The sequence below is a fragment of the Pseudomonas sp. SWRI81 genome, from assembly GCF_014268545.1.
Classification (GTDB): Bacteria; Pseudomonadota; Gammaproteobacteria; order Pseudomonadales; family Pseudomonadaceae; genus Aquipseudomonas; species Aquipseudomonas hamedanensis.
In genome coordinates this window covers 129,011-155,716 of the sequence record NZ_JABWQS010000010.1, presented here as the reverse complement: position 1 = coordinate 155,716, position 26,706 = coordinate 129,011, and the positions used below count along the sequence as shown (strand labels likewise).

Here is a 26,706-nt window from a genome sequence, read left to right as displayed (position 1 = left end):
TCAGGCTTCATTTCTCAAGGATGGAGAAAGCATGAACGTCACCGCACCGCGCCCCTTGCCCAACGCAACCGACAAAGCCGCCCTCGAGGCAATCGCGGCTTTGGTCGTGCAGGCCTGCCCCGGCCTGCACGATGCAGCGCAGCAAGTCGCCCGCCAGTTACTGCAAGACCAAGGCTTGCCCGAACACGACCCGGACCGTGTTTACTTTCACCGTTTCAAGACTGCCCTAAGCAGCACCCGGTCGTTTACCGGCTGGGAACACAGCCTTGAAAAGCCCTACGAATCGACGACCCTCACGCAACTGGTGATTCATCGCTTTCGTGCCACTGACCAGGACAACGCCGACCTTCTGGACTTGTATGGCGGCTTCTACAGCGAAGGGCCGGACGCCGAAAACTTCAGCGAGCGCAACGAGGTGCGCCTGCATGGCAGTGAAGTATTAAAGGCGTTCTGGAGCCTCGATTTCAGCGCTCATTACCGCGATGAACTGAGTTCTTTCTGGGACAGCCACGCCGATAACTTCCGCACCTTGGCCAAGTGCAATTTCCTCATCCAGGCAGTACAGGCGCTGGAACGTGAATACATTAGCCACAGCGACTTTCAATGGCTGACCGGTTCTGTGATCGGCAAGCTGAGCTGGCCCGTCACCCTGAACATGTTGCAGACCGCCCACACGACAAAAGGCGACGTCCGTGCCTTCGATGTTGACGGCTCTGTGGCAACTCAATTGCTACGCATCGTCGCCCCCGACGGCCGGCAGATCCTGTATGTGCCAGGCGCCACCGAAGCGTTCGTCGTCAAGGCGACGCCTTCAGCGTTGCACTGGTGGGTGCTCGAACAGATGAACGACGCAACCCGCCGAGCATCCTTCCTGAACCATTTCTCCCTCGCCAATCGTCAACAACTGACCGAGAACCTGACCGATCTGATGAATCGGCTGGTCAGCACTTGGGGGCGTGCCGATCATCATCTGATCAATCGGAAAAACCTTGTGCTTGCCGGCGATGCGTTCACCTGGCTGCGCGATAGCACCCGCCTCGCGATGTTCGCCGAAGCCGACCTGACCCTGACGTCCAACGCCGATCTGCGCAAGAAACTCTGGATCGGTTACCTGAGCGCAGGCCTCAAGGTTTTTGGTCCAATGGCCGTCATCGGCTGGCCGGTGGCGCTGCCGGTGATTGGCGCGACAGTTGCCAGCATGGGCCTGAATATCGACCAGGCGGAAAATGGCAAGAGCGAGGCGGAGCGCAAGTCCGGCGTGCTGGGCGCAGTGGTAAGTGGTATCAACCTGTTGTTTAACCTTCCGTTGCTCGCTGGAACTGGCTCGATGCTGGAAGTGGGGGCGCAGGTTGAAGCGGCCGAAGCCGCGGAAATGGCCGAGATGAGCGACGCGCTGAATACGTCCGGCACCACGGTTGAGCAGGCACAAATCCGCGCGCCGGAAGACCTCGACACACCTTTGCCGATCGTCGAACAAACCCCGCCCGCACCGGCAACGAGCGAAACACCGGCGCCTGTGCCCGAACGCTACCAATGCAACGAGCTGCTTGATGGCACGGCACCCGGTGAAGAAGCCGGAAAATTCGCCGGCATCTACCGTCTCGACAGCGATCCGCCCTACGCCATCCTGATGCATGACACACCGTACTACGTGCGCTGGTTCGCCGATTCAAGCGGTGCTGGCGACTGGGCTATTGTCGACCCGGCAAGGCCCAACCAACTCGTTCACGCATTGCCGGTTCGCATTAATGGCGAAGGTTTGTGGGAGCGCATGCCTGCCCTGGGCCTCAAGGGCGGCGGTCAATGCGTCGGCAAGCAATGCGCGCCCGACATCGAACTCGACACCCTTGAGCTCGTCCCGCCTGAAGTCGAAGCCCCTGCGGTGGAGTCGCCGCAATCTTCGCAACTACGCCCCCCGCGGGTCGTGCGGTCTTCCTACGACGTCGATCCAACGGTGCGCCGATCACTCAAAGCCTGGGCGATGAATCTGGAGCAAACCCATGTTGTCATGCAGCCCGACGGCGCTGGCGGTATGGATATGGAAGACCCGTTCGAGTCCTATGCGGCTGATAAGCGTCAGCTACTGCAAACCTCGGCCATAAAGTTTTTCCAGAACATGCCCAGAACGATCGAACCGGAGCGCCCGGCCCTACCGGATGTCAGCCGGTTGATGTCAAATGCCGAGCTTGTCGATCAGGTCTATGAGGCCGCCTCAGGGCTGGTGATCGGGCAAACCCTCGATCGTATCGCGAGCCTGCGCTGGCTGATCGAAAGCATGCCGTCACTCGCGCGGCACGCAAAAACCCTTTACATGCGCGGCTTGCTCAGCGACTTCGCGCAGGTGGAACTGAATCGCTATTTCACCAGTGGCGAAATGTCCGAAGACCTTGAGGAGTACCTGCGCAGCCTGGGCGCCGATCCTGAAGGACGTTTCACGCCATTGGAGCTGGTCAGAACCGCCAAGGCGAACGGGATCAGGGTGCAGGCCATCGATTGCGCAGCCAGTTACAAAATGAAGACGCCCCTGCCCCCGACCGATGAGCAAATCATCGGCACCTACCTGGCCAGCGACATCATGACCGGCGACGCCCTGCTCAATGCGCCGCAAAAATGGATCGTACTGACCGATGCACAAAACACCAATGCGTTCCGGGGTGTGCCGGGACTCAGCGAAATCAAACGAGGGATCGGCCTGCGAATCGAGGAAGCGGGACTTGGTGAGGATTTGGGCATCGAGGCCGACCCGGGCATCGAAGTACCTCAAGGCACCTCTACCGGTGGCACAGTCCGTCAGGGCGCTCCGGACCTGCTACGTGCCGATTTGCGTCTGCGGGTACCAGCACACCAGGTGAACTGGACCGAGCAGTCGCTGGAAAACCTGCTGCACCGACGCGGCATGTACCTGTTCAAGAAAACCGGCGACAGCTACACCCTTGTGCACCGCAGCAAGCAAGGCATGATCCAGCGCACGCCTGTGACCCGATCGAGTGAAGGTCGCGTGTCCCTTCACCGCCCCTCGTGGCCGCGGGTGAACGACATCGCCTTCGCCAGCCTGAAGGATTTGTCTAACCGCCTGTCCGAGACCGGGCTGACATTGCAGAGCCGGCTTCCTGACTGAGCCAAATCGCAATAAAAAAGGCCGCGTGAAACAGAGTTTCACGCGGCCTTTTTGTGTGCCTGCGTTCACGCCATCAGGGCATGTGCGGGATCACTCCCACTCAATCGTCGCCGGCGGCTTGCTCGACACGTCATAGGTAACGCGCGAGATGCCTTCGATTTCGTTGATGATGCGGCCGGACACGGTTTCCAGCAGTTCGTAAGGCAGGTGCGCCCAACGTGCGGTCATGAAATCGATAGTCTCTACGGCACGCAGGGCCACAACCCAGGCGTAACGACGGCCATCACCGACCACGCCCACCGATTTGACTGGCTGGAACACCACGAACGCCTGGCTGACCTTGTGGTACCAGTCGGCCTTGCGCAGTTCTTCGATGAAGATGTGGTCGGCACGACGCAGCAGGTCGGCGTATTCCTTTTTCACTTCACCGAGGATGCGCACGCCCAGGCCCGGGCCCGGGAACGGGTGACGGTAGACCATGTCGTACGGCAGGCCCAGTTCCAGGCCGAGACGACGGACTTCGTCCTTGAACAGTTCGCGCAGTGGCTCGACCAGTTTCAGGTTCATTTCTTCCGGCAGGCCGCCCACGTTGTGGTGCGACTTGATCACGTGGGCCTTGCCGCTTTTCGCGCCAGCCGATTCGATCACGTCCGGGTAGATGGTGCCTTGCGCCAGGTACTTGATGTTTTCCAGTTTGTTGGACTGGGCATCGAATACGTCGATGAAGGTGCGGCCGATGATCTTGCGCTTCTTCTCCGGATCGGCTTCGCCGGCCAGGTTGTTGAGAAACTGCTCTTCAGCGTTGGCGCGGATCACCTTGACGCCCATGTTCTCGGCAAACATCGCCATCACTTGCTCGCCTTCGTGCAGACGCAGCAGGCCGTTGTCGACGAAGACGCAGGTCAGTTGGTCGCCGATGGCTTTGTGCAGCAGGGCCGCCACAACGGAGGAGTCAACGCCGCCGGACAGCCCCAGCAGGACGTTGTCGGTGCCAACCTGGGCACGGATGTTGGCGATGGCGTCTTCAGCGATCTTCGACGGCGTCCACAGGGCTTCACAGCCACAGATGTCGAGAACGAAGCGCGACAGGATGCGACCGCCCTGCTTGGTGTGGGTCACTTCCGGGTGGAACTGCACGCCGTAGTAAGCACGTTCATCGTTGAACATACCGGCGATCGGGCAGCTCGGGGTGCTGGCGAGGATATGGAAGTCTTCCGGCATTTTGGTGACTTTGTCACCGTGGCTCATCCATACGTCGAGACCGAACAGGCCGTCGGCGTCGATGTGGTCTTCAATGCCGTCGAGCAGGCGGCTCTTGCCGACCACGTCAACGCGGGCGTAGCCGAACTCACGCAGTTCGGAACCTTCAACCTTGCCGCCCAGTTGCTCGGCCATGGTCTGCATGCCGTAGCAGATACCAAAGACCGGAACGCCCAGGTCGAATACCGCTTGCGGGCAGCGCGGGCTGTTGGCTTCGTGCACGGACTCCGGGCCACCGGCGAGGATGACGCCTTTAGGGGCGAATTCGCGGATCGCATCTTCGTCCATGTCGAACGGGTGCAGTTCGCAGTACACGCCGATCTCGCGCACGCGGCGGGCAATCAGTTGGGTGTATTGCGAGCCGAAGTCGAGGATCAGGATGCGGTGAGCGTGAATGTCGAGGGCCATGACTCATTCTCATGTAGTGAATCAGAAACAACTCGGGGCTGAATGAACAGCCCCGGTGATTAAACGTTTTGCTGGAAGCCTCAACCTACGCGGTAGTTTGGCGCTTCCTTGGTGATCTGCACGTCGTGTACGTGGGATTCGGCCATGCCGGCGCCGGTGATCCGCACGAACTCGGGCTTGGTGCGCATTTCTTCGATGTCGGCGCTGCCGGTGTAACCCATCGAGGAACGCAGACCGCCCATCAGCTGGTGAATGATCGCGCTCAGGGTGCCTTTGTATGGCACGCGGCCTTCGATGCCTTCCGGAACCAGTTTCTCGGCACCGGCCGAGGAGTCCTGGAAGTAACGGTCGGACGAGCCTTGGGCCTGGGACATGGCGCCCAGCGAACCCATGCCGCGATACGCCTTGTACGAACGGCCCTGGAACAGCTCGATCTCACCCGGCGCTTCTTCGGTACCGGCGAACATCGAGCCCATCATCACGCAGGACGCACCGGCCACGATGGCCTTGGACAGGTCACCGGAGAAACGGATACCGCCGTCGGCGATCAACGGCACGCCGGTGCCTTCAAGGGCGGCGGCGACGTTGGCGATGGCGCTGATTTGCGGCACGCCGACACCGGCGACGATACGGGTGGTGCAGATCGAGCCAGGGCCGATACCGACCTTGACTGCGTCGGCACCCGCTTCGGCCAGGGCCTTCGCGGCGGCGCCGGTGGCGATGTTGCCACCGATCACCTGCACTTCAGGGAAGTTCTCTTTGACCCAGCGTACGCGGTCGATCACGCCTTTGGAGTGACCGTGCGCGGTGTCGACCACCACCACGTCCACGCCGGCATTGACCAGTGCGGTCACGCGGTCGCCGGTATCTTTACCGGTGCCGACCGCAGCGCCGACGCGCAGACGACCTTGATCGTCCTTGCTGGCCAGCGGGTAGGCTTTGGCTTTTTCGATGTCGTTGACGGTCATCATGCCCTTGAGGGCGAACTTGTCGTCGACGATCAGCACGCGCTCGATGCGGTGCTTGTGCAGCAGTTCGCGCACGTCGTTCTTGTCGGCGCCTTCCTTGACCGTGACCAGACGCTCTTTAGGCGTCATCACTTCGCGGACAGTGGCTTCCAGACGGTTTTCGAAACGTACGTCGCGGGAAGTGACGATGCCGACCAGGTCGCCATCGTGCAGAACCGGAACGCCGGAAATATTGTGCAGACGGGTCAGTTCGAACAGATCACGCACCGTGGCATCGGCCTCGATGGTGATGGGATCCTTGACCACACCGGCTTCGAACTTCTTGACCTTGCGCACTTCGGCAGCTTGCTGCTCGATGGTCATGTTCTTGTGGATAATGCCGATGCCACCTTCCTGAGCCATGGCGATTGCCAGACGGGCTTCAGTCACGGTGTCCATTGCAGCAGAAACCAGAGGAATATTCAGTTCGATGCCACGGGTAAGACGGGTCTTGAGACTGACTTCGTTGGGAAGCACCTCGGAATAACCGGGCACTAGGAGAATGTCGTCGAATGTCAGAGCTTCTTGGCTGATACGCAGCATCGCGGGGGCTCCCGAGCGGGAAAATGGAAGCGCGCCATTATAGTCAGACACCCCCTGCTGTTCAATGTAAAACTCAGCTTAATTGATGTACGGAAAAGCCCGGCCCTACAGCTCCACCTTGACCCACGAGACAGGTTGATCGAGCCAGTCGGCGAACTCGTCGATAAAGCTCTGCTTGAACCCCGCTTCCAGCCAATTATTGAAGATAAAGCCGAGGTTGGAAAACGCGCATTCTTGCAAGAACAGGAAACCGTTGATGTCGTCTTCATGTCCGCATTCGGGGCAGGTGAAATTGTCGGTGCGCCCCGGCATCCACTCTTCGAGACTTTCAAACAGGGCTTCGCCGACTTCGCGACGACACTCGGCGCAACCCGCCTCTTCGAGAAAACCCTTCGCCGGGGTATAGATGCAGCGCTTGGTGACGATCTCCAGGCCATTGATCGGCTCGCCGAACGGCAGCGCTTCAGGATGCAGGACCACGGCACGGGCGCCATCGGCGATCGCATGGGCCATGCGGTTGCCGGTGCGGCCGCAGGTGGTCAGTTGCTCTTCGATGATGTTCTTGCGCACCAGCCAGCGCACGATCGCCCGCGCCCGGGGTTCGTGGACCGGCAGGGTGGAGATTTTCGGGACGATGATGCTTTGCGTGTTCATGGTGGAGCCTGCTGAAAATACCCGTATACCCCCTGTAGGAGTGAGCCTGCTCGCGATAGCGGTGGGTCAGACACATCTATGTGATTGATACACCGCGATCGCGAGCAGGCTCACTCCTACAAGGGAATGGCGGCCGGCAGCTTAATCCCTGAAGAAATCCGGTCAAGTACTGAAATAGCGCACGATCAACGCAATCCCGCTGGCCAGCACCAGCCACGTCACCAGGCGCACAAACGCCTCGCGCGACAATTTCATGGTCAGCCGCCGACCAATCCACAAGCCCAGTGCCATGGCCGGCAACAGACACAGCGCCAACATCAACAAGGGTAGCTCGGCGTACACCCCGGCAATGACGAACAGGCACAATCGCACCACCGTGCTGCAACTGATCAAGGCACTTTGCGTGGCCCGCGCCGCTTCCTTCGGCAGACGGCTGTTCAGATAGATCGCATAAAGAAAGCCGCCACTGCCAAACAACGCGCCGAACAAACCGCCCACGGTGCCCATCGGCACTGCCCAAGCCGCCGACAACTGCGCCGGCCGCACTTTGACCCACAGGCTGTAAACCGCATAGGCGCTGATAAACAGCCCCATCAACAACAGCAGCAGATCGGATTTGAGATTGAGCAGAAAGATCACCCCCAACGTGCAGCCGACCGCCATGCATGGCAATAGCCTGAGCAATTCGGGCTTGGCGACGTCGCGCCGTGATGGCAACAGATTGCCGAACGCCGCAACGAAATCCAGCAGCACCAGCAGCGGCACGATTTTCGACAACGGCATGAACAGAATCAGAATCGGCCCCGCGACCAGCGCCGTGCCGAAACCGGCGATACCGAAGACGATGTAGGCCATTGCGATAGCCAATCCGACCACTGCCCAGCCGCCGGCCCCCCACGACCACGCCCCCAACAGCTCCATCACACTCATCTGTCCGCATCCTTTATAAGACTGGGCTGACTGTAACATCCCCCTGTAGGAGTGAGCCTGCTCGCGATAGCGGTGGGTCAGACACATCAATGTTTGCTGACCCACCGCTATCGCGAGCAGGCTCACTCCTACGGGGGATCGGTGGTGATCCGACGGCAAATGCCTTTAAACTGCGCCCCATGATTAAAGATCCCTTTGCAAGACTTGGCCTGGACCGTGAAGTCCTGACCGTCAGCCAGCTCAACGGCCGCGCGCGGGTGTTGCTCGAAGACGTGTTCAGCAACATCTGGGTCGAAGGCGAAATCTCCAACCTCGCCCGCCCGGCGTCCGGCCACATTTACTTCACCCTCAAGGACAGCGGCGCGCAGGTGCGTTGCGCGCTGTTCCGGCAGAACGCCGCGCGGGTGCGCCAGGCGTTGAAGGACGGTCTGGCGGTCAAGGTGCGCGGCAAGGTTTCGCTGTTCGAAGGCCGCGGCGACTATCAGCTGATTCTCGACACCGTGGAGCCGGCCGGTGACGGTGCGCTGCGTCTGGCCTTCGATGCGCTGAAGGAAAAGCTCAGCGCCGAGGGCCTGTTCAGTGCCGAACGCAAAGTGCCGCTGCCGGCCCATCCGCAACGCATCGGCATCATCAGTTCGCCGACCGGCGCTGTGATTCGCGACATCATCAGCGTATTCCGCCGCCGCGCGCCGCAGGTGCAACTGACGCTGATTCCGACCGCCGTGCAGGGCCGCGAGGCCATCGCGCAAATCGTCCGCGCCTTGAAAATGGCTGACGCCCGCGGCTTCGATGCGTTGATCCTCGCCCGTGGCGGCGGCTCGCTGGAAGACCTCTGGTGCTTCAACGAAGAAGCCGTGGCCCGCGCGATCGATGCCTGTGTGACGCCGATTGTCAGCGCGGTCGGCCATGAAACCGACGTGTCGATCAGCGACTTTGTGGCCGACGTGCGCGCACCGACGCCCTCGGCGGCGGCCGAATTGCTTGCCCCGGATTCCAGCCACCTGATCCGTCAGGTTGAAAGCCTGCATCGCCGCCTGGTCATGCGCATGCGTGATCGCTTGATGCGCGATCGCCTGCGTCTGGAAGGCATGGCGCGGCGCCTGCGGCATCCCGGCGAACGTCTGCGCCAGCAAGCGCAACGTCTGGATGATCTGGACATGCGCATGCGCCGGGCTTTCGAGCGCAGCCTCAACACCCGTCGCGAACGCTTGATCCGCCTGGAAACCCGCCTGGCCGGGCAACACCCGGGACGGCAACTGGCGATGCTCCGCCAGCGCCTCGAAAGCCTCGCCGACCGCTTGCCCCGAGCCATGCGCGAAGGTCTGAAAAACCGTCATCAGCAATTGCACAGCCAGATGCAGACGCTGCACGTAGTCAGCCCGCTGGCGACTCTCGGTCGTGGTTACAGCATCTTGCTCGACGAGCGCGGCCATGCGATCCGCAACGCTGCCCAGACCCACACCGGCCAGCGCCTGAAAGCCAAACTGGGCGAAGGCGAACTGCAAGTGCGCGTCGAGGACAATCACCTGACGCCCGTCACCCTCTCTTTACTGGACTGATCCATGCCGCGTTTTCTCGCACCACTGCTTTTGCTCTGTTTGTCTTTCAACGCCCACGCCGACAGTTACATCACCCGACTGCTGAACAAGCCGGTGCCCGGCGGCGTTGCGGTGGTCGATCTGGGCGCGGCCGCGCAGGCCCCGAAGGCGACTTATCAGGGCAGACCGGTACTGGTGGTGAAAGAGCAGAACAACTGGCTGGCGATCGTCGGCGTCCCTTTGACAGTCAAACCGGGCGCCCAGCAAATCAATAGCGCTGGCCGCACGCTGCCGTTCACCGTCGGCAGCAAGAAATACCCGGAACAGCACATCACCCTGAAGAACAAACAACAGGTCAATCCAGACGCCAACAACCTCAAGCGCATCGAGGGCGAACTGGCCGAGCAGATCAAGGCCTATCGCAGCTTCAGCCCGAACACGCCGAGCAACCTGCTGCTGGACAAACCGGTCAACGGCCCGCTGTCGAGCAAGTTTGGTGTGCGTCGTTTCTTCAATGGCGAAGAGCGCAATCCCCACGCCGGGCTTGATTTCGCGGTACCGGCCGGGACACCAATCAAGACGCCGGCGGCGGGCAAGGTGATTCTGATCGGCAACTACTTCTTCAATGGCAACACTGTGTTTGTTGACCATGGCCAAGGCTTTATCAGCATGTTCTGCCATATGTCGAAGATCGACGTGAAGAACGGCCAGCAACTGGCCCGGGGCGCGGTGGTGGGCAAGGTTGGCGCGACAGGGCGGGCGACCGGGCCGCATATGCACTGGAACGTCAGCCTGAATGATGCGCGGGTGGATCCGGCGATATTCATTGGTGCGTTCCAACCATAATCGTTGTGTCGAGGCTGCTGGCCTCTTCGCGGGCAAGCCCGCTCCCACAGTGTCCGTGTCGTATACAAATTTTATGTACACCCGAATAACCTGTGGGAGCGGGCTTGCCCGCGAAGGCGTCCTGACCGACACCGCAAGGCCCCATGACACACCGCCCGCTCAATTGCGCCCCAATCAAACCCCACGCAAAAATAACGACAATCCCCGCCATCAAGCACAATAAAATCGCGCAAAAAACCGCTTTTCGGGTATTCCTCTCAATTTTTTTCGACTGCTTGCCATCCTTCCCCCTCAAGGTTAGGGTTGAAGCCATGAAAACCTCTCACACCCTCATTCAGCTTCGCCAGCACCGTAGCCTGTGCCTCGTCAGTGCACGACTGCCGGGCTGAATCGCTGCGCCTCGTCCCACGCTTTTCCAAGAACATACGTTCAACCGGCAGGCCGCCTCTTTTCGGCCCAGACAACAAGGAATTTCCCGATGAGCATGCTCAAAGACCCGTCTTCGAAATACCGCGCGTTTCCCGTCATCAACCTGCCGGACCGCACCTGGCCGTCGAAAACCATCGACGCCGCGCCGATCTGGTGCAGCTCCGACCTGCGTGACGGCAACCAGTCGCTGATCGAGCCGATGGACGCGGCGAAGAAGCTGCGCTTCTGGAAGACCCTGGTGCAGGTGGGCGTGAAAGAAATCGAGGCGTCGTTCCCGGCCGCTTCGCAAACCGATTTTGACTTCGTGCGTACCCTGATCGAAGAAGGCCACATCCCGGACGACACCACCATTCAGGTGCTGACCCAGGGCCGCGAAGATTTGATCGAGCGCACCTTCGAATCCCTGCGCGGGGCGAAGAAAGCCATCGTTCACCTGTACAACGCCACCTCGCCTTCTTTCCGTCGCATCGTCTTCAACCAGGACAAGGACGGCATCAAGGCCATCGCGGTCAATGCGGCCAAGCTGTTCGTCAAGTACGCAGCCATGCAGCCAGAAACCGAGTGGACCTTCGAATACTCGCCGGAAACCTTCAGCGCCACCGAGCTGGAATTCGCCAAGGAAGTCTGTGACGCCGTGATCGAGGTGTGGAACCCGACACCTGAACACAAGATGATCCTCAACCTGCCGGCCACCGTTGAATGCGCAACACCGAATGTCTACGCCGACCAGATCGAGTGGTTCGGTCGTAACATCAACCGCCGTGACAGCGTGATCATCAGCCTGCACACCCACAACGACCGTGGCACTGGCGTGGCCGCCACCGAGCTGGGCCTGATGGCCGGCGCCGACCGTGTCGAAGGCTGCCTGTTCGGCAACGGCGAGCGTACCGGTAACGTCGACCTCGTCACCGTCGCGCTGAACATGTACACCCAGGGCGTCGACCCTGAGCTGGACTTCTCCGACATCGATGGCGTGCGCAAAGTCGTCGAAGAGTGCAACCAGATTCAGGTGCATCCGCGTCACCCGTACGTTGGCGATTTGGTGCACACCGCGTTCTCCGGCTCGCACCAGGACGCGATCCGCAAAGGTTTCGCCCAGCAGAAACCGGACACCCTGTGGGAAGTGCCGTACCTGCCGATCGACCCAGCCGACATCGGCCGCAGCTACGAGGCAGTGATCCGCGTCAACAGCCAGTCGGGCAAGGGCGGCATCGCTTATTTGCTGGAGCAGGAATACGGCATCAGCTTGCCGCGTCGCATGCAGATCGAATTCAGCCAGGTCGTGCAGCGTGAAACCGATCGCCTGGGCCTGGAGATGACCGCCAAGCAGATTCACTCGCTGTTGATCAGCGAATACCTGCAAGCGAACACGCCATACGCGTTGGTCAGCCATCGCCTGCAGGAAGAGAACGGCAACAGCGCCGTCGAAGTGGAAGTGGCCAGCCAGGGTCAGGGCGAAACCAACCTGCACTGGCGCGGCAAGGGCAACGGCGCGCTGGAAGCGCTGGTCGCCGGCCTGCCGATTCCAGTGGAGATCATGGACTACAACGAACATGCGATCGGCGCAGGCACTAACGCCAAAGCCGCGGCTTACATCGAATTGCGTGTGAATGGTGAACGTGCGGTGCACGGCGTGGGCATTGATGAAAACATCACCACGGCGAGCTTCAAGGCCCTGTTCAGCGCATTGAACCGCTCGCTGAGCCAGCCTGAGGCGAAAGCGGCGTAATCGACCGCAGAAATGCGAAAGGCCCCGGAGTGTGAGCTCCGGGGCCTTTCTTTTTACCCGCAGGTTTTGCGGTGAAGCTGATGGCCCCATCGCGAGCAGGCAATGAAAGGCTTAAGTGAACGCGAAGGTATCGGCATCCAGATTCGCCGGAAAGCGCTCACGGTAAGCCGCCAACGGCGCCGCCTCCAGCACCACCTTGAACACGCCATCCGCCTCCCCCGCCGCCAGCAAGGTCTCGCCCTGGAAATCCAGGACCTGGCTGTCACCGGTGTAAGCGAAACCCTTGCCATCGCTGCCGATGCGATTTACCGCCGCCACGTAGCAGAGATTTTCAATCGCTCGTGCCGGCAACAGACGATTCCAGTGCAAGCGCCGTGCGCCCGGCCAGTTGGCGGTGTACAGCAGCAGATCGGTGTCCTGCGCATCGCGGCTCCACACCGGGAAGCGCAGGTCGTAGCAGATCAACGGACGAATCCGCCAGCCCTTGAGTTCGAACTGCACCTGACGCTCGCCGGGGGTGTAGTGGTTGTGTTCGCCGGCCATGCGGAACAGGTGACGCTTGTCGTAGTGCAGCACTTCACCGTCCGGCCGCGCCCACAGCAAGCGGTTGCGATGGCTACCGTCGGCCGCCTGAATGATCACGCTGCCGGTGATCACTGCGTCGAACTTCGCCGCCTGCGCCCGCAGCCATTTGCTGGTCGGACCGTTTTCGGCTTCGGCGAGGGTTTCCGATTCCATGGAAAAGCCGGTGGTGAACATCTCTGGCAGAACAATCAGGTCGGCGCCACGGGCCTGCTCCAGCAACAGCTCGAAATGCTCAAGGTTGGCTTGGCGGTCATGCCAGGCCAGGCTGGTCTGGATCAGCGCCAGGGTCAGATCGGGCAACGCACTCAGATCACGCATAGTTTCGCCGCCGCTTCACGCAGCGTCTCCTCGCGTTTGGCAAAGCACAGGCGCACAAGGCGCTGGCCTTGCGGTGGATTCTGGTAAAACACCGACACCGGAATGCTCGCCACACCGTGCTCGCGGGTCATCCACATTGCCATGTCGACATCATTCAGATCAGGGCGGATCCGCGAATAATCGACCAACTGGAAATAGGTGCCGGTGACACGGCTGAAGCTGAACCGCGAAGGGGCCAACAGATCACAGAACAGATCGCGCTTGGCCTGATAGAAATCCGGCAGTTCTTCGACATGCTCCGGGTGCTCGGCCATGTAATCGGCCAGCGCATATTGCAGCGGGGTGACGCCGCAGAAACTGACGTACTGGTGCACTTTGCGTAACTCTGCGGTCAGCGCTGGCGGTGTGACGACGTAGCCGGTTTTCCAGCCGGTGACGTGGTAAGTCTTGCCGAACGAGCTGACCACGAACGCGCGCTGATAAAGCTCTTCATGGGCCAGCACGCTGACATGCGCCACACCGTCGAACACCAGGTGTTCGTAAACTTCGTCGCTGATCACATAGATGTCGCGGTCACGGATCAACGCCGCCAGTTGATCCAGCTCGTCACGGCTGATCAGCGCACCGCTCGGGTTGTGCGGGGTGTTGAGGATGATCATCCGCGTGCGCGGGGTGAGCGCAGCGCTGAGTTGATCGAAATCGATAGAGAAATCCTGCAGCCCCAGTTGCACATGCACACAACGGCCGCCAGCCAATTCCACTGCGGGTTCGTAGCTGTCATAGGCCGGATCGAAAACGATGACTTCGTCACCGCTGTGGATAACCGCCTGAATCGCACAAAAAATCGCCTGGGTCGCGCCCGGCGTCACCGTCACTTCATGGTCGGCATCGACATTCACGCCATAGCTGCGCGCGATCTTGGCGGCAATCTGCTGACGCAACGCCGGCAAGCCGGTCATCGGCGAATACTGGTTGTGGCCGCTGGCGATGTGCCGACCCACCGCGTCGCGCAACGATTGCGGACCATCGAAATCAGGAAAACCCTGGGACAGGTTGATCGCGCCGGTCTGCGCCGCGAGCTGAGACATCTGCGTGAAAATAGTGATGCCGACATTCGGCAGCTTGCTGGTGATCATCGGGGGTTCTCTGCTAAACACCCGGCTCTGACGACGGCGCGGGAGAGCCCGAGGATAGCCCATCCGGCGCCCATAAAAAAAGGGCGCCAGACGGCACCCTTCTCTCATTGAACAGACCCAATCCTGTGGCGAGGGGATTTATCCCCGTTCCGGCTGCGAAGCAGTCGCAAACCCGTTGAATGCGGTTTGACTGATACACCGCGGACACAGGTTTTGGGGCTGCTGCGCAGCCCATCGGGGATAAATCCCCTCGCCACAAAAGCCCCACACAAAATTGTGCAGGGCCTCGGATCACTTCTTGTCGCGGCGCTTCTTGCTGGCTTTCTTGTTGTGCGACATCAAGCGACGCTTCTTGTTGACCTGGCGGTCGGTCAGCGTGTTCTTGTTGCCTTCGTACGGGTTCTCGCCGCCCTTGAACTCGATGCGGATCGGCGTACCGACCAGCTTCAGCACACGACGGTAAGTGTTCTCCAGATAGCGCACATACGACTTCGGCACTTTCTCGATCTGGTTACCGTGGATCACGATGATCGGCGGGTTAGCGCCACCCAGGTGAGCGTAACGCAGCTTGATCCGGCGATTGTTGACCATCGGTGGCGCGTGCTCGCCGACCGCATCTTCCAGAATCTGGGTGAGGCGGTTGGTCGGCCAGCGGGTGACCGCCGACTTGAACGAGTTCTGCACCGAGGCGTAGAGGTTGCCCACGCCCGTACCGTGCAGTGCCGAGATAAAGTGGATGTCAGCGTAGTCAACGAAGAACAGGCGACGTTGCAGCTCGACCTTGACGAAGTCGCGCTCGCTCGGCGTCATGCCGTCCCACTTGTTGATGGCGATAACCAGTGCACGACCGGATTCGATCGCGAAGCCCAGGAGGTTGAGGTCGTGATCGACCACACCTTCGCGGGCGTCCATGACGAAGATCACCACGTTGGCGTCTTTGATCGCCTGCAGGGTTTTGACCACGGAGAACTTTTCGACTTCTTCGTGGATCTTGCCGCGCTTGCGCACACCGGCGGTGTCGATCAGGGTGTACTTTTCTTCGTTGCGTTCGAACGGGATGTAGATACTGTCGCGGGTAGTGCCCGGCTGGTCGTAGACGATGACCCGATCTTCACCGAGCATGCGGTTGACCAAGGTCGACTTGCCGACGTTCGGCCGGCCGATGATGGCGATCTTGATCCCGTCTTTTTCGCTCGGGCCAGGAATGCGCTTGGCTTCCTCGCCTTCGGCAACGACCTCTTCCTCTTCACCTTCAGCCAGCTCGTCATCATCGCGCGGGAAATCGCCAAGGGCGGCTTCCAGCAATTGCGTGATGCCACGGCCATGGGCACCGGCGATCGGAATCGCGTGGCCCATGCCCAGCGGGGCGAATTCGGCGCGGGCCATTTCCGGGTCGATGTTGTCGACCTTGTTGGCAACCACGTGGGAACGCTTGTTACGTTTGCGCAAATGCTCGGCAATCATCTGGTCGGCAGCGGTAAAACCGGCCTTGGCATCTACCAGAAACAGCACCACATCGGCTTCTTCGATGGCCAGCAGCGACTGCTCGGCCATCTTTTCGTCCATACCATGCTCGTCACCGGAGATACCGCCGGTGTCGATCAGAATGTAAGAACGCCCTTGCCACTTGGCCTCACCGTACTGGCGATCACGGGTCAGACCGGACAAGTCGCCGACGATGGCGTCGCGAGTCCGAGTCAGGCGGTTGAACAAGGTGGACTTGCCGACGTTCGGTCGGCCCACCAGGGCGATTACGGGAACCATGCGGCTCTCCACTGCGTTATTTCAGAAAATACAAAAGCCGCTGCGAGGCAGCGGCTGGTGCTCGGGGCAACACTGTGAGTGTTTTTTGTGGGAGCAAGCCTGCTCGCGAAAAACGCCAAAACAGCGTGTTCATTCAGGTCATCAGCGTAATCGTTGACGCCCATCGCGAGCAGGCTCGCTCCCACCTTCTTGCTCACAAGTGAAGCTGCTTGGGGGTGTTAACCCCAAGCATAGTTGTTACTTGATGGTCAGGGCTTCCAGTTTGCCGCTGTTGCCATACACATAAATCGTGTCGCCCACCACCAGCGGACGGGCACGCAGGCCGTCGCTGTCGATGCGCTCGCGGCCGACGAAACGACCGTCGACCTGACTCAGCAGGTGCAGATAACCTTCCAGGTCACCCACAGCTACGTAGCTGGAGAACACTTCCGGAGCCGACAGTTGACGGCGAGCCAACGCATCGTTGCTCCACAGCGCGGTAGTGGAACGCTCGTCGACACCTTCAACGGTGCCCGAGGACAGGCTCACGTAGACGCTGCCGAAACCCTGAGCAATACCGGCGTAGCTCGAGGCATCGCGCTGCCAGAGTTGACGACCGCTTTCCACATCCAGCGCCGCGACGCGGCCCTGATAGCTGGCAACGTACAGAGTGCCACCGGACAGCAGCAGGCCGCCGTCGATGTCGACCACGCGCTCCAGTTCCGAACGGCCCTGCGGAATGGCGATGCGCTGTTCCCACACCGGCACGCCGTTGGAGATGTCCAGCGCGACCACTTTACCGGTCGACAGGCCGGCCAGCGCGAGGCGGTTGGTGACCAGCGGCGCACTGGTGCCACGCAGGGTCAGTACCGCCGGGGTGCTGTCATACACCCAGCGCTGGTTGCCGGTGGCCGCATCCAGACCGATCAGACGATCGTCCTGGGTCTGCACCACGACCACGTCGCCGTTGTTGGCTGGCGGCGCGAGGACTTCACTGTTGACGCGGGCACGCCACTTTTCTTCACCGTTGCTGGTGTCCAGAGCGACGACTTCGCCACGCAGCGTACCGATCAGTACCAGGCCGTAACCCACGCCAACGGCGCCGGAGACAGGCAGTTCCAGATCCTGGTCCCACTTCACGTCGCCGTTGCTGCGATCCATGGCCATCACCACGCCCGTCACATCGGCCGCGTAGATGGTGTCACCGTCGATCGCCGGCACCAGCATGTTGTAGGTTTCGCCCTGACCGTCACCGATCGAACGACTCCACTGCTTCTGCAGAACGACTTCTTCTTTGAAGTCGGTCAGTTCGGCCGGTGGCAATTCTTTCTTGCTGTTGCTGCTGCAACCCGCGGCCAGAAGGGCCAGAGCCAGCAATGCTGCATGCTTCCAACGGATCACGTCACGCATCCCCTTTGGCCAGGTCGTCGAGCTTGATTTGAAGGCCACCGACCGCCGCTTCATCCGACAGTGCTGCCTTGGCTTTTTGATACGCCTTGTTCGCGTCATCGGTCCGGCCCAAGCGCACCAGCAGGTCGCCCTTGAGTTCTTCGCGAGTGGCGAGGAATGCCTGGTCGGCGTCGCCATCGAGCAGTTTCAGGGCGTCTTCGGCCTTGTCCTGCGCGCCGAGCACCTGCGCCAGACGCTGACGGGCAATTTCGCCCAGCGCCGGGTTGGCCGGTTTGTCGACGATGGCTTTGAGTTCGGTCGCCGCGTCGTCCAGCTTGCCGCTGTCGACCGCAACTTTGGCGACGAACAGGCTGCCGTACTGCGCGTAGGCAGTGCCGCCGAACTCGCTGTTGAGCTTGCCGGCCAGATCCGCAACGCGGGCGGCATCAGGCTTGCCGTCAGGCGTCAGTGTGGTTTCCAGCAGTTGCTGATAGAGCACCGAAGCGCCTTGCGACTGGTTGCCCTGATATTTGTGATAAGCCTGCCAGCCGAACACGATGACCAGCGCCAACAGGCCGCCGGTGACCAGAGGTTTGCCGTTGCGTGTCCACCAGTCCTTCAAATCCGCCAACTGTTCGTCTTCGGTACTCGACACCCCAATACTCCTTAATCGCTAAATCGGCTGTTAAGACAGCTTCAACCCTGCACGACGCAGGTGGCCAGGTGAGCGGCGAGCGCATCCCAGGCAATGCTTTGTTGTTCGCCCTGGCCACGCAGGGGTTTGAAACCTACCACTTGCCCGGCCATTTCGTCGTCACCGAGGATCAGCGCGTACAGCGCACCGCTCTTGTCGGCCTTCTTGAACTGGCTCTTGAAGCTGCCAGCGCCGGCATTGACTTGCAGGCGCAGGTTTGGAAGTTGATCGCGAACCCGTTCGGCCAGCGCCAGGCCGGCCAGTTCGGCCTCTTCACCGAAGGCGCAGAGGTAAACGTCGACCTGACGGGAAATTTCCGCAGGGATCTGCTCCAGGGTTTCGAGCATCAAGACCAGACGTTCGATGCCCATGGCGAAACCCACGCCCGGGGTCGGCTTGCCGCCCATCTGCTCGACCAGACCGTCGTAACGGCCGCCCGCGCAGACGGTGCCCTGGGCGCCGAGCTTGTCGGTGACCCATTCGAATACGGTTTTGCTGTAGTAATCGAGGCCGCGCACCAGTTTCGGGTTGAGCACGTAAGGAATGCCAACGGCATCCAGACGCGCCTTCAAACCTTCGAAGTGGGCACGGGACTCGTCGTCCAGGTAGTCGGCCATTTTCGGCGCATCGACCAGCACGGCCTGGGTGTCGGCATTTTTCGTGTCGAGCACACGCAGCGGGTTGGTCTTCAGGCGACGCTGGCTGTCTTCGTCGAGCTTGTCGTGGTGCGCCGAGAGGTACTCGACCAGCGCTTCACGATAACGGCCGCGGGACTCGCTGGTACCGAGGCTGTTGAGTTCGAGCTTGACCGCATCACGGATACCCAGCTCGCCCCACAGGCGCCAGGTCATGATGATCAGCTCGGCGTCGATGTCCGGACCGTCGAGGTTGAACACTTCCAGACCGATCTGGTGAAACTGGCGATAACGGCCTTTCTGCGGACGCTCGTGGCGGAACATCGGGCCGATGTACCAGAGTTTCTGCACCTGGCCACCACCGGTAATACCGTGTTCAAGCACGGCACGCACGCACGCCGCGGTGCCTTCCGGACGCAGGGTCAGGGAGTCACCGTTGCGGTCTTCGAACGTGTACATCTCTTTTTCGACGATATCGGTCACTTCACCGATCGAGCGCTTGAACAGCTCGGTGAACTCGACGATCGGCATGCGGATCTGCTTGTAACCGTAGTTATCCAGCAGACGCGCGACAGTGCTCTCGAAATAACGCCACAGCGGGGTCTGTTCGGGCAGGATGTCGTTCATGCCACGAATGGCTTGCAGAGACTTGCTCACAAAGATTCCTTAATTCGTTCGATCAGCCACGCGCGATAACCGCAGCGTCAGCTTCGACCTTTTCGGCCGCTTTCTGGCGGATCAGCCTTTCCAGCTCGTCCACCAGATTGTCATTCGTCAGTTTCTGCGACGGCTTGCCGTCGATGTAAATCAGGTTTGGCGTGCCGCCGGTCAAGCCGATATGGGCTTCCTTGGCTTCGCCGGGGCCGTTGACCACGCAACCGATGACCGCGACATCCAGCGGCACCAGCAGGTCTTCAAGGCGCCCTTCCAGCTCGTTCATGGTTTTCACCACATCAAAGTTCTGCCGCGAGCAGCTCGGGCAGGCAATGAAATTGATGCCACGGGAACGCAGATGCAAAGACTTGAGAATGTCGTAACCGACTTTCACTTCCTCGACCGGGTCGGCCGCCAGCGAGATGCGGATAGTATCGCCAATCCCTTCGGCGAGCAGCATACCTAGGCCCACGGCGGATTTCACTGTGCCCGAACGCAAACCACCGGCTTCGGTGATACCCAGGTGCAGCGGCTGGACGATTTCCTTGGCCAGCAGGCGGTAGGCTTCGACGGCCATGAACACGTCGGAGGCCTTCACGCTGACCTTGAAGTCCTGAAAATTCAGGCGTTCGAGGTGTTCGACGTGACGCAAGGCGGATTCGACCAGCGCGGCCGGGGTCGGCTCGCCGTATTTTTTTTGCAGGTCTTTTTCCAGCGAGCCGGCGTTGACGCCGATGCGGATCGGGATGCCACGGTCGCGGGCGGCATCGACCACGGCACGCACGCGGTCTTCACGCCCGATGTTGCCCGGGTTGATGCGCAGGCAATCCACACCGAGTTCGGCGACACGCAGGGCGATCCGGTAATCGAAGTGGATGTCGGCAACCAGCGGCACCTTGACCAGTTGCTTGATCTTGCCGAACGCCTCGGCGGCGTCCATGTCCGGCACCGAGACGCGCACGATGTCGACACCGGCGCCTTCCAGACGGTTGATCTGCGCAACGGTGGCGGCCACGTCATTGGTGTCGCTGTTGGTCATGCTCTGCACAGCGATCGGCGCATCGCCGCCCACCGGTACGTTACCGACCCAGATCTTGCGCGATTCGCGACGTTTGATTGGAGATTCGCCGTGCATGACTTATTGACCCAACTTCAGGCGAGCAGTCTCGCCACTGGTGAACGGAGCGACATCGACCGCTTGGCCGTTGTAGCTGACCTGTGCGCCACGGGCATAGCCCAGGCGAACGGCGAAAGGCGGCTTGCCGGCAACGGACAGGCTGTCGCCTTTACGCTTGAGACCACTGAACAGGACTTTGCCGCTGCCATCGGTGACTTGCGTCCAGCAGTCGGCGACAAATTGCACCGCAACCTGGCCTTGGCCGGCGACCGGCGCCGCGGCAGGCGCGGCTGGAGCGGGAGCCACCGGGGCGGTCACGGCGGGCGCGGGCGCGTTCGGCACCGCAGGCGCCGGGGCGACAGGCGTCGCAGGTGCGGCGACCACCGGAGCGGCTGGGGTTGCGGCTGGAGCAGCCGGTGCGGTCGGTGCAGACGTCGCGGCGCCGGTTGCCGGTGCGGCAGGCTCGGCGCCCGTCGATTCGGCGCTGGTTTCCGACTGCGGCAGCGCGAGAGCGGTGGAGCCGTCGGCCTGATTCTCGGCGACGGCCTGGTCTTCCGGCTCGTCGATCGGATGAATCTGGGTGGTGCCGTCCGCGCCTTCGACTTCGACGTGTTCAGGCGCCAGCGTGGTCAGGTCCTTGCTTCTCAGCGACGTCTGATCCTGCCACCAGACGAAACCGCCGCCGATGACCGCCACCAGCAGCAGAAGGCTGACAATGCGCAAAATGGTGTGGGAAACCCGCACCGGCTCTTCGATGCGGCCGAGGGCATGAACGTTGCTGCCCTGGGAATCGGTGCCGGTGGACTGGTCGAATTGCTGCACCAGAACGGTCTGGTCCATGCCGAGCAATTTGGCATAGGCGCGAATGTAACCGCGAGCGAAGGTATGCCCCGGCAGCTTGTCGAACGCGCCGGCTTCAAGATTGCTCAGGGAGGTCACGGTGAGGTTGAGCTTGAGGGCCACTTCGGCCAGCGACCAGCCATTGCTTTCGCGGGCCTGGCGCAGAGTCTCACCGGGGTTAACGCGATTCGCTGCTACAACTTCGGGATGCGCCGCTTTCATCATTGCTCCGACAGGTATTGCTGATATTCCGGCGTACCGGGATAGAGTCGTTTTAATTGCAGGCCGTAACTGGCGGCCTTGTCGCGATCTTCAAACACTTTTGCCAGCCGAACGCCGAGCAACAGGCTACGTGCATTTTGTTCGGTCAGCTGGCTGAAACGGTCGTAATAGTCACGCGCGGGCACATAATGCCTGTCTTCGAACGACAACTCAGCCATTTCCAGCAATGCGCGCGGTTGTTGGCGATTCAGACGCAGGGCTTTTTCCAGCTGTTGCTGCGCCAGATCACGCTGGCCAAGCTTGGCGGCGGTCATGCCGAGGTTTTCGAACACCCGTGAACGCTCAGGATACAGGGTATCGGCGGCCGCTTGTTCAAAACGCTCGTAGGCTTCCTTGTAGCGCTGCTGTTCGTAGAGAAAACTGCCGTAGTTGTTGAGGATGCGCGCATCGGCGGGACGTGAGGACAAGGCCTTGCGAAAGTGCTCGTCGGCCAGTGCAGGCTCCATTTCGGCCTGAAACACCAGACCCAGGGCTGCATTGGCGTCTGGGTCCGAACTGTCCAGATCGAGCGCTTTCTTCAACGGCACCTTGGCCCGCTCGGTCATGCCCTGCTGCAGGTATCCCAGCCCCAGTTGCACGTAGGCAGCCCGCGCTTCATCGCGGCCCTTGCTGGTCTTCATCGGGTTGTAGTCACCCGACAGGACACAACCAGCACACAGGCTGGCCAACAGCAACAGCAGCGCAAAGCGCAGGGACATAGAGATCCTCTCTTAGTTAGTGTTCGCGGCGTTCTGTGCCAGATCGCTGTCGGCGCTCAACTCGCGCACGGCGATATAACGTTCGCTGCGACGGGTGCGATCCAGCACCTGCCCTACCAATTGACCACATGCAGCGTCGATGTCTTCACCACGGGTGGTGCGGACAGTGACGTTGAAACCGGCCTGATGCAACTGATCCTGGAAACGACGGATCGCGTTGTTGCTTGGCCGCTCGTACCCGGAATGCGGGAACGGGTTGAACGGAATCAGGTTGATCTTGCATGGAATGTTCTTCAGCAGCTCGATCATTTCAACGGCGTGTTCAACCTTGTCGTTGATGTCCTTGAGCAAGGTGTACTCGATGGTCAGCACACGTTTCTCGCCAAGGGCGGACATGTAGCGCTGGCACGACTCAAGCAGCATCTTAAGCGGATATTTCTTGTTGATCGGCACCAATTGGTTACGCAATGCGTCATTTGGTGCGTGCAGGGACAACGCCAGGGACACGTCGATGTGCTTGGCCAGCTCATCGATCATCGGCACCACGCCCGAGGTGGACAGGGTCACGCGGCGCTTGGAAATCCCGTAGCCGAGGTCATCCATCATCAGATGCATGGCGGCGACGACGTTGTCGAAGTTCAGCAACGGCTCGCCCATGCCCATCATCACCACGTTGGTGATGGCGCGGTCGACAGTGGCCGGGACGCTGCCGAAAGATTTGTTGGCAATCCACACCTGACCGATGACTTCGGCGGCGGTGAGGTTGCTGTTGAAGCCTTGCTTGCCAGTGGAGCAGAAACTGCAATCCAGGGCACAGCCTGCCTGGGACGAAACGCACAACGTGCCGCGTTTGCCCTGGGGAATGTACACGGTCTCGACGCAGCTGCCGGACGCAACGCGCACCACCCATTTACGGGTGCCGTCGCTGGAGATGTCCTCGCTGACCACTTCCGGACCACGCACTTCAGCAATAGCCTTGAGCTTGTCGCGCAAGGCTTTGCTGACGTTCGTCATGGCGTCGAAATCATCGACGCCAAAGTGGTGAATCCATTTCATTACCTGACCGGCACGGAAACGCTTCTCCCCGATTGAGTCGAAGAATTTTTCCATTTCCGGCTGGGTCAGACCCAGCAGGTTTGTTTTAACAGTCGATGTCGTCATGGATTCACCTTCACTCTTTAAGCAATGCTTAGCGAGTGGTTACTTCAGTAGCTGCGAAGAAGTAAGCGATTTCGCGAGCGGCAGCAGCTTCGGAGTCCGAACCGTGAACGGCGTTGGCGTCGATCGATTCGGCGAAGTCAGCGCGAATGGTGCCTGGAGCTGCTTCTTTAGGGTTGGTAGCGCCCATCAGCTCACGGTTGCGAGCGATAGCGTTTTCGCCTTCCAGAACCTGAACGACAACCGGGCCGGAAGTCATGAAAGCAACCAGGTCACCGAAGAAACCGCGCTCGCTGTGCTCAGCGTAGAAGCCTTCGGCTTCGGCTTTGGACAGTTGCTTCAGTTTCGAAGCTACAACGCGCAGGCCAGCGTCTTCGAAGCGAGTGGTGATCTTGCCGATCACGTTTTTAGCAACGGCGTCAGGCTTGATGATGGAGAAAGTACGTTGAACAGCCATGGTGTAACTCCAGAAACGGTAATTTGCGAAAAATTAAACCCGCGAATTATACGCGGGTTCTTGGGTATTGCCTAACCTGCGAGACGATCAGTCCAATTCTGCGGCCCAAAGCTCCTGAACCGCTTCGAGCACCTTCTCGCCGACACGGCCAGAAGTGCTATCGAAGTCTGGCAGTTCAAGAATCATCTGCTGCAGACGGACGAAACCTACCGAGTACGGATCGACGCCCTCGTGGGCCTCGGCCAGCTCTTCGGCAATGCGTTGAACATCATTCCAACCGTAGCTCATGACAGTCTTACCAGTCAGTGCGGCGCTTCGGCCGCATGGTTAAGCGAATATTTCGGAATCTCGACGGTGAGGTCTTCTTCACCGACGATGGCCTGACAGGCCAGACGCGATTGCGCCTCAAGACCCCAGGCCCGATCAAGGAAGTCTTCTTCCAGCTCGTCAGCTTCTTCCAGCGAGTCGAAACCCTCGCGGATGATGCAGTGGCAGGTGGTGCAGGCGCAGACGCCGCCGCAGGCACTTTCCATCTCGATGTGGTGTTCGTGGGCCAGTTCGAGAATCGATGTGCCGGGCGCAGCCTCGACCACCATGCCTTCAGGGCAGAACTTCTCGTGGGGCAGAAAAATGACCTGCGGCATCAGATATCCTCGATTTCATTCAGGTTGCGCCCCGACAGAGCGGCTTTCACCGTCAAATCCATGCGGCGGGCGGCAAAAGCATCGGTCACTTGCGACAGACGTTTGGTCTGCTGCTCGATGGCGTAACCATCGGTACCTTTCATCAGTTCGGCCAGTTCCTGCATTTGCAGTTCAATGACCATGCGCTCTTCGGCGTCGAGCAAACGCTCGCCATCGGCATCCAGAGCACCCTGCACGGCTTCGAGTAGGCGCTGGGCATCGACTTGCTGCTCGCGCAGTACGCGGGCGACCTTATCGTCATTGGCGTGCTGGAACGAATCCTTGAGCATTTTAGCGATTTCGCCGTCGGTCAGACCGTAGGACGGCTTGACCTGTATGCTCGCTTCAACGCCCGAGCCCAACTCACGGGCAGACACGCTGAGCAGACCGTCGGCATCAACCTGGAAAGTCACGCGGATCTTCGCTGCACCGGCCACCATCGCCGGGATGCCGCGCAATTCGAAGCGTGCCAGGGAGCGGCAGTCGCTGATCAGCTCGCGCTCGCCCTGCAAGACGTGGATCGCCATGGCCGACTGGCCGTCTTTATAGGTGGTGAAATCCTGGGCACGAGCGACGGGGATGGTGGTGTTGCGCGGAATCACCTTCTCCATCAGGCCGCCCATGGTTTCCAGCCCCAGGGACAGCGGGATCACGTCGAGCAGCAGCAATTCGCCGCCGTCGCGCTTGTTGCCGGCCAGGGTATCAGCCTGGATCGCGGCCCCAATGGCCACCACTTGATCCGGGTCGATTTCCGTCAACGGCTGACGACCGAAGGCTTCGGCAACCGCTTCGCGAACGCGTGGCACACGGGTCGAACCGCCGACCATGACCACGGCGTGGACGTCTTCCAGTTCAATGCCGGAATCGCGCACGGCGCGGCGGCAGGCTTTCAGGCTGCGCGCGACCATCGGCTCGATCAGCGCATCGAAGGCTTCGCGGGTCAGTTGCGCTTTCCAGTCGCCGTAAGCCACTTCAACGCTGGCCGCATCGGTCAGGGCTTCTTTGGCCGCGCAGGCGGTTTGCAACAAATTGCGTTGTGCACCCGGGTCGAGATCGGCGGACAGGCCGGCGCTCTCGATGATCCAGCCGGCAATCGCGTGGTCGAAGTCATCGCCGCCCAGCGCACTGTCGCCGCCGGTGGCCAGTACTTCGAACACACCGCCAGTCAGACGCAGAATCGAAATATCGAAAGTGCCGCCGCCCAAATCGTAGATTGCCACCAGCCCTTCGGCGTGCTGATCCAGACCGTAAGCCACGGCTGCGGCGGTCGGCTCGTTGAGCAGACGCAATACGTTCAAACCGGCGAGTTTGGCCGCGTCCTTGGTGGCCTGGCGCTGAGCATCGTCGAAATAGGCAGGAACGGTAATCACCGCGCCAACCAGTTCGCCACCCAAAGTCGCTTCAGCACGCTGACGCAGGACCTTGAGGATATCGGCGGAGACTTCGACCGGGCTTTTCGGGCCTTGCACAGTGTCGATGAACGGCATGTGCGACTCGCCACCAACGAAGCGATACGGCAATTGTTCGCCCAGTTGCTTGACGTCGGACAGACCACGACCCATCAAGCGCTTGACCGACAGCACGGTGTTCAGAGGATCGGAGGCTGCGGCCAGCTTGGCCGACTCGCCGACTTCGACGCGGTCGGCGTGATAACGCACGGCGGACGGCAGGATGACCTGCCCGTTGGCGTCGGCCAGCGGCTCGGACAGACCACTGCGCAGCGCAGCGACCAGCGAATTGGTAGTACCCAAGTCGATCCCCACAGCCAGACGGCGCTGGTGCGGTTGAGGACTTTGGCCGGGTTCGGCGATCTGCAGTAGAGCCATGGTGATCAGGTCTTATCTGTCTGTCAGGC

General features: G+C 60.6%; 22 protein-coding genes. 4 read left to right on the top strand and 18 right to left on the bottom strand.

Features of this window, described 5'->3' with window-relative positions:
- The first annotated feature begins 31 nt into the window (after positions 1-31).
- Entirely contained in the window at positions 32-3,118 is a 3,087-nt protein-coding gene (locus HU765_RS09480) for a membrane-targeted effector domain-containing toxin (RefSeq protein WP_186619881.1), read from the top strand.
- Positions 3,119-3,208: 90 nt separating this feature from the next.
- Here the strand turns inward: HU765_RS09480 and guaA are convergent, their stop codons facing one another.
- The 4 genes from guaA to HU765_RS09460 all read right to left on the bottom strand — a co-directional run bounded on the left by guaA (position 3,209) and on the right by HU765_RS09460 (position 7,920).
- Positions 3,209-4,786 carry a glutamine-hydrolyzing GMP synthase gene (gene guaA, locus HU765_RS09475; protein WP_123530493.1) on the bottom strand — a complete coding sequence of 526 codons (1,578 nt, stop codon included), beginning with the start codon at positions 4,784-4,786 and terminating at the stop codon, positions 3,209-3,211.
- Between the two features lie 80 nt (positions 4,787-4,866).
- Positions 4,867-6,336 carry an IMP dehydrogenase gene (gene guaB / locus HU765_RS09470; protein WP_186530299.1) on the bottom strand — a complete coding sequence of 490 codons (1,470 nt, stop codon included), beginning with the start codon at positions 6,334-6,336 and terminating at the stop codon, positions 4,867-4,869.
- A 105-nt stretch (positions 6,337-6,441) separates the two neighbouring features.
- Entirely contained in the window at positions 6,442-6,990 is a 549-nt protein-coding gene (locus tag HU765_RS09465) for a sugar ABC transporter ATPase (RefSeq protein ID WP_186619880.1), read from the bottom strand.
- A 162-nt stretch (positions 6,991-7,152) separates the two neighbouring features.
- The gene (locus HU765_RS09460; protein ID WP_186619879.1) at positions 7,153-7,920 is read right to left on the bottom strand and encodes a sulfite exporter TauE/SafE family protein; all 768 of its coding nucleotides are present in this window, start codon (positions 7,918-7,920) and stop codon (positions 7,153-7,155) included.
- 179 nt (positions 7,921-8,099) lie between these two features.
- Between HU765_RS09460 and xseA the strand changes: the two genes are divergently transcribed.
- The 3 genes from xseA to leuA all read left to right on the top strand — a co-directional run bounded on the left by xseA (position 8,100) and on the right by leuA (position 12,462).
- Complete coding sequence (xseA, locus tag HU765_RS09455) at positions 8,100-9,479, top strand: exodeoxyribonuclease VII large subunit (protein WP_186619878.1); 1,380 nt, start codon at positions 8,100-8,102, stop codon at positions 9,477-9,479.
- Positions 9,480-9,482: 3 nt separating this feature from the next.
- On the top strand, positions 9,483-10,304 hold the full coding sequence (locus tag HU765_RS09450) for a peptidoglycan DD-metalloendopeptidase family protein (protein ID WP_186619876.1): 822 nt from the start codon (positions 9,483-9,485) through the stop codon (positions 10,302-10,304).
- 478 nt (positions 10,305-10,782) lie between these two features.
- The gene (leuA, locus tag HU765_RS09445) at positions 10,783-12,462 is read left to right on the top strand and encodes a 2-isopropylmalate synthase (RefSeq protein WP_186549123.1); all 1,680 of its coding nucleotides are present in this window, start codon (positions 10,783-10,785) and stop codon (positions 12,460-12,462) included.
- Between the two features lie 111 nt (positions 12,463-12,573).
- Here the strand turns inward: leuA and HU765_RS09440 are convergent, their stop codons facing one another.
- The 14 genes from HU765_RS09440 to hscA all read right to left on the bottom strand — a co-directional run bounded on the left by HU765_RS09440 (position 12,574) and on the right by hscA (position 26,677).
- Positions 12,574-13,365 carry an amidohydrolase gene (locus tag HU765_RS09440; RefSeq protein WP_186619873.1) on the bottom strand — a complete coding sequence of 264 codons (792 nt, stop codon included), beginning with the start codon at positions 13,363-13,365 and terminating at the stop codon, positions 12,574-12,576.
- A complete protein-coding gene (locus HU765_RS09435; protein ID WP_186619872.1) occupies positions 13,353-14,501 on the bottom strand; it encodes a pyridoxal phosphate-dependent aminotransferase in 1,149 nt (382 codons plus the stop codon). The genes HU765_RS09440 and HU765_RS09435 overlap by 13 nt, the downstream gene beginning before the upstream one ends.
- A 291-nt stretch (positions 14,502-14,792) precedes the next feature.
- The gene (gene der / locus HU765_RS09430; RefSeq protein WP_186619871.1) at positions 14,793-16,265 is read right to left on the bottom strand and encodes a ribosome biogenesis GTPase Der; all 1,473 of its coding nucleotides are present in this window, start codon (positions 16,263-16,265) and stop codon (positions 14,793-14,795) included.
- Positions 16,266-16,502: 237 nt separating this feature from the next.
- The gene (gene bamB, locus HU765_RS09425) at positions 16,503-17,654 is read right to left on the bottom strand and encodes an outer membrane protein assembly factor BamB (RefSeq protein ID WP_186549114.1); all 1,152 of its coding nucleotides are present in this window, start codon (positions 17,652-17,654) and stop codon (positions 16,503-16,505) included.
- Entirely contained in the window at positions 17,647-18,288 is a 642-nt protein-coding gene (locus tag HU765_RS09420) for a tetratricopeptide repeat protein (RefSeq protein ID WP_186549112.1), read from the bottom strand. Before HU765_RS09420 ends, bamB begins: the two co-directional genes overlap by 8 nt.
- A 41-nt stretch (positions 18,289-18,329) precedes the next feature.
- On the bottom strand, positions 18,330-19,619 hold the full coding sequence (hisS, locus tag HU765_RS09415) for a histidine--tRNA ligase (protein WP_186549110.1): 1,290 nt from the start codon (positions 19,617-19,619) through the stop codon (positions 18,330-18,332).
- Positions 19,620-19,641: 22 nt separating this feature from the next.
- Entirely contained in the window at positions 19,642-20,751 is a 1,110-nt protein-coding gene (ispG, locus tag HU765_RS09410; RefSeq protein ID WP_186619868.1) for a flavodoxin-dependent (E)-4-hydroxy-3-methylbut-2-enyl-diphosphate synthase, read from the bottom strand.
- Positions 20,752-20,754: 3 nt separating this feature from the next.
- Positions 20,755-21,795 (bottom strand): RodZ family helix-turn-helix domain-containing protein, encoded by a 1,041-nt coding sequence (locus HU765_RS09405; protein WP_186619867.1) that lies wholly within the window; start codon positions 21,793-21,795, stop codon positions 20,755-20,757.
- Positions 21,795-22,553: a type IV pilus biogenesis/stability protein PilW gene (gene pilW / locus HU765_RS09400; RefSeq protein ID WP_186549106.1), complete on the bottom strand. Its 759-nt coding sequence runs from the start codon at positions 22,551-22,553 to the stop codon at positions 21,795-21,797. The genes HU765_RS09405 and pilW overlap by 1 nt, the downstream gene beginning before the upstream one ends.
- 12 nt (positions 22,554-22,565) lie before the next feature.
- Positions 22,566-23,714: a 23S rRNA (adenine(2503)-C(2))-methyltransferase RlmN gene (gene rlmN, locus HU765_RS09395; RefSeq protein ID WP_186549103.1), complete on the bottom strand. Its 1,149-nt coding sequence runs from the start codon at positions 23,712-23,714 to the stop codon at positions 22,566-22,568.
- A 28-nt stretch (positions 23,715-23,742) separates the two neighbouring features.
- Positions 23,743-24,168 (bottom strand): nucleoside-diphosphate kinase, encoded by a 426-nt coding sequence (gene ndk / locus HU765_RS09390; RefSeq protein ID WP_016773329.1) that lies wholly within the window; start codon positions 24,166-24,168, stop codon positions 23,743-23,745.
- A gap of 87 nt (positions 24,169-24,255) precedes the next feature.
- The gene (gene iscX, locus HU765_RS09385; protein ID WP_186619866.1) at positions 24,256-24,456 is read right to left on the bottom strand and encodes a Fe-S cluster assembly protein IscX; all 201 of its coding nucleotides are present in this window, start codon (positions 24,454-24,456) and stop codon (positions 24,256-24,258) included.
- 14 nt (positions 24,457-24,470) lie between these two features.
- On the bottom strand, positions 24,471-24,812 hold the full coding sequence (gene fdx, locus HU765_RS09380) for an ISC system 2Fe-2S type ferredoxin (RefSeq protein ID WP_016773327.1): 342 nt from the start codon (positions 24,810-24,812) through the stop codon (positions 24,471-24,473).
- The gene (hscA, locus tag HU765_RS09375) at positions 24,812-26,677 is read right to left on the bottom strand and encodes a Fe-S protein assembly chaperone HscA (protein ID WP_024014218.1); all 1,866 of its coding nucleotides are present in this window, start codon (positions 26,675-26,677) and stop codon (positions 24,812-24,814) included. Before hscA ends, fdx begins: the two co-directional genes overlap by 1 nt.
- Between the last annotated feature and the right edge of the window lie 29 nt (positions 26,678-26,706).